Origin of the sequence: Rhodoplanes roseus, from assembly GCF_003258865.1 — a bacterium.
GTDB classification, from domain to species: domain Bacteria; phylum Pseudomonadota; class Alphaproteobacteria; order Rhizobiales; family Xanthobacteraceae; genus Rhodoplanes; species Rhodoplanes roseus.
On record NZ_NPEX01000427.1, the window covers coordinates 1 to 3,575 of the forward strand.

Annotated in this window: 3 protein-coding genes; 2 read left to right on the forward strand and 1 reads right to left on the reverse strand. The window is 70.7% G+C overall.

Annotated features, from left to right (window positions below):
• The first annotated feature begins 131 nt into the window (after positions 1–131).
• Complete coding sequence (locus CH341_RS29510) at positions 132–1,331, forward strand: hypothetical protein (RefSeq protein ID WP_111422915.1); 1,200 nt, start codon at positions 132–134, stop codon at positions 1,329–1,331.
• A gap of 613 nt (positions 1,332–1,944) precedes the next feature.
• On the opposite strand, the gene CH341_RS29515 is transcribed toward CH341_RS29510, so the two are convergent.
• The gene (locus tag CH341_RS29515) at positions 1,945–2,154 is read right to left on the reverse strand and encodes a hypothetical protein (RefSeq protein ID WP_146604676.1); all 210 of its coding nucleotides are present in this window, start codon (positions 2,152–2,154) and stop codon (positions 1,945–1,947) included.
• Between the two features lie 262 nt (positions 2,155–2,416).
• On the opposite strand from CH341_RS29515, the gene CH341_RS29520 reads away from it, so the two are divergent.
• Positions 2,417–3,445, forward strand: a complete 1,029-nt coding sequence (locus CH341_RS29520) for a substrate-binding domain-containing protein (protein ID WP_111422919.1) — start codon at positions 2,417–2,419, stop codon at positions 3,443–3,445.
• The last annotated feature ends 130 nt before the right edge of the window (positions 3,446–3,575 follow it).

Sequence of the window (3,575 nt, forward strand, 5' to 3'; positions counted from 1 at the left end):
GGGCTGCCGCAGGCGCGATCACGACGGGGCGGCGCGGCCCTGGACCGGACCTCGGCCACGCGGCGGCCTTGCGGGCCGGCGCCGGCCGGTCCAATGCTGTGCGGATTGCGTCACCAGATCGATCGAGCGCCATGCCCCGGTTCTTTCGCGTCTCCACGTTCCGCGGCCTCCTGCACGGCCTGCGCAGTGAAGGCCCGCGCGGCCTCGTGCGCCTCGCCCACAACGAGCTCGCGGCGCCGCGCGTCGCGCTGACCCGCAAGGTCCGCTCCGCCGTGACGGCGCTGGGCGACCGCTTCCGCCGCACCACCACGGCGAGCCAGGCGTGGTCGGACGACGCCCTGCAGGTGGTCTGGGATCTGGCCGCCGCGCCGGTGTCCTTCGAGCTCGCCGCGACGCTCGCCGGCGCCGAGATCGAGCGGCGCAAGCGCGGCCTCGCCGGCATCAACGTGATCGTGGTGCTCGGGCCGCATCACGGCGTCAAGCGCGAGACCCCGGCGCACGAGACCGTGGAGGACCCGGAGGCGCGGCTGTGGCGGCTGCGGCACGAGCTGCTGCCGCTGCTGGCGATGCTGCCGAGCGTGCGGGCCCATGCGGTGTGCGCCGATCGCCAGCAGGCCTGGTCGCTGATCACCGACGACCCGCACAAGCTCTACCCGGCCGACTACCGCGTCTTCCTGCCGAGCCGCCCCGACCCGTCCGCGGCCCGCGAGGAGGCGCGCCGGGCCGGCACGGTGTGGCCGCTGCTCGCCGCCACGGCGCCGGGCCGCCGCGCCGCCGAGGAGTTCTTGGCCCGCACGGCGCAGAACCGTCGCCCGGTCGTGATCACGCTGCGCAACAGCGGGCTCTCGCCGGCCCGCAACAGCCGGGTCGCCGACTGGGTCGCCTTCGCGGACGGGCTCGATCCGGAGCGCTACGTGCCGATCTTCGTGCCGGACGGCGCCGCCGGGGCGGCCCCGTCGGAGGCGCTCGGGGCGCATGTCGTCTGCGCCGCCGCGACGCTCGACGTGGAGATGCGCATGGGCCTCTACGAGCGCGCCTGGCTCAACATGGGCATCCTGTCGGACCCGCTGACCCTCGCCTGGTACAACGAGCGCGCCCGCTACCAGGTGTTCGTGCCGCTCGACGCCGACGCCGACACCACGGCCCGGGCGCTCGAGGACGCCGGCCACCGGATCGGCGGCGACCTGGAGTTCGCCCGCCCGTGGCAGCAGCTCGTGTGGAAGGTCGACGACCTGGTGGCGATCCGCTCGGCCTTCGCCGTCATGGAGGCGCGCCTGACCGCCATCGAGGCGATGGAGCGCACCGAGCCGGGCCTGCTGGTGCGGGCCTGAGCGCCGGTCCACGACCGTGCCGGACGCCGGACGCGACACGCCGGCCGGGCACGTGGCCGGTCCCGCCTGACGGCACGTCGGATGCGCAGAGCGCTCGTATCGGGATGGTTGAGGCGGGGCTCGTCCGCGCAACGGTCGCGGCTGCGAGCCGATGCGACCGGATCTGTCGTGGCACGCTCACGCGTGCGCGTCGCAGCCGCGTCGCCGAGGACGCGGGGCGGTCGGATCAGACCAGGAAGGTCAGGAAGGTGGAGAGAACGCAGCCGCCGACCAGAAGGGCCCAGTCGCCGCGATCGAAGCCGAGGAGGTGTGACGTACCTGCGATATTGTCGAACATGAGCGTCCCCCTGAGGAATTCGCCTTGTACGACCATAACGCGCATGTCCGGGGATGGTTCCGCCTCGGTAACGAATTCTTAAGGATTTTGCAGAGGGCGAGCGATTCGCCGGGCCGGCTAGACGCCGTGAGTTAGGCGCGCCGCGCGAGACGCGCCGTCAGAGGCGCGCTCCGCTTCATAGTCGCACTCCGCTTCAAGGTCGCGCTCCGCTTCGCGACGGCTTCGCGCAATCCGTAATTCCGGACCGCGCGCCGGCGGTGTCCGCCCTGCCCGAGCCTAGGCTTTCGGACGCCAGTCGGCCAAGAAGGCGTCGATGGAGCGCAGCCAGTCGGCGTTCTTGGCGAGCAGCTCGGAGGTGCGCGCCATCCTGACGAAGTGATCACGCTCCTCGGCGGAGCCGGTCGCCTCGGCACGGCCGGTGAAACTCAATGCGTTGCGCCGGTGCTGCTCGGGGTCGAGCAGCACGTCTCGCGGCGATCGGTGCATGACACGACCCCACCCGATGAACACGCTGATAAGGCTTCGAGGCTAGCTCGACGGCCCGCCGCGAGTCCACCCGCAGTTGCGGATGTCCACATCCATCGCGCGCCTCGGGGGCCGACCGGCCTTCACCCGGCATCTATAATTCATCTGGATCAATCAATCAGTTGTTTTGATTTGCTTTGGTGATGAAAAGCCGGCCGAATTAGCCCGGGTCCGGGCCCCGCCGCGTGCACGGCCGGTGCACACGCCTCGACGGAGATGTCGCATGCTCACCCCCGAACGCCTGGCCTGCAAACGGGCTCCCCTCCGACGCCTCGCCTGGTGCTCCGCCGGACTGGTCGCCGCCGCCCTCCTGGCCTGGACCGAGCCGGCCGCCGCCCAGCGGGTGATCCGGGTCGGCCAGGCCGACACGCTCACCGGCCAGAACCTGCCCGAGCTGATCGCCATGGCCAACACCGAGAAGCGGCTCGGCGTGAAGTTCAACGTCATGGCGCTGAAGTCCGACGACGTCGTCTTCCAGGCCGTCATCAACAACGAGATCGATATCGGCATCGGCGACGCCTACAAGGGCATCGACACCCTGAAGGCGCCGGTGCGGCACTTCTTCCTGCTCAGGCGGGTCGCCTATTTCCCCGTCGTGAACAGCGAGTTCTACAAGACCTGGAAGGACATGAACGGCGCCGACATGGCCGTTCACGCGCGCGGCTCCGCCACCGAGGCGATGGCCCTGCAGATGGAGAAGGTGAACGGCGTCAAGTTCGGCCAGATCAGCTTCGTGCCCGGCTCCGAGGTGCGCATCATCGCGATGCGGCGCGGCACCATGAAGGCGACGCTGCTCGACCTCCCCAACACCCGCAAGCTGACCGAGGAGGACCCCAAGAAGTTCATCGTGCTGCCGGTGGAGAGCCAGTCGGCGAGCGACGAGATCTTCTACGCCACCACCAAGTTCATCGGCGACAACAAGGAGCTGATCCAGACGCTGAGCGAGGAGCTGCTGAAGTCGCTGCGCGCCGTCAACGCCGACCCCAAGGCGCCGGCGCGGCTGCGCGCCGAGCTCGGCCTCCTGAAGGATCTGCCGAAGCCGCTCGCCGACGACATCACGCCCTATTTCGAGATGGCGGTGCCGGGCGGGCTGTTCCCGACCGACGGCGGCGGCGCCGCGGCCGCCAAGGCCGATTTCGACTTCCTGATCGCCGCCGGCCGCTTCAAGGGCCAGAACTCCGACTACAAGGTCGAGGACTTCTGGGACCTCGCCCCGCTCGACGCCGCGCTGGCCAAGGTCGGCAAGAACTGAGCGGACGCCTCCGGGCCCCGGTGGTGAACCGATGAGCGAGATCGAGCCGTCGCGTCGGACCGGGGCCGCCTTCGCGGCCGCGGAGGCGGCCGCCCTGGAGGCGGGCGACCTGCCGGCCGCCGCCGTCGCG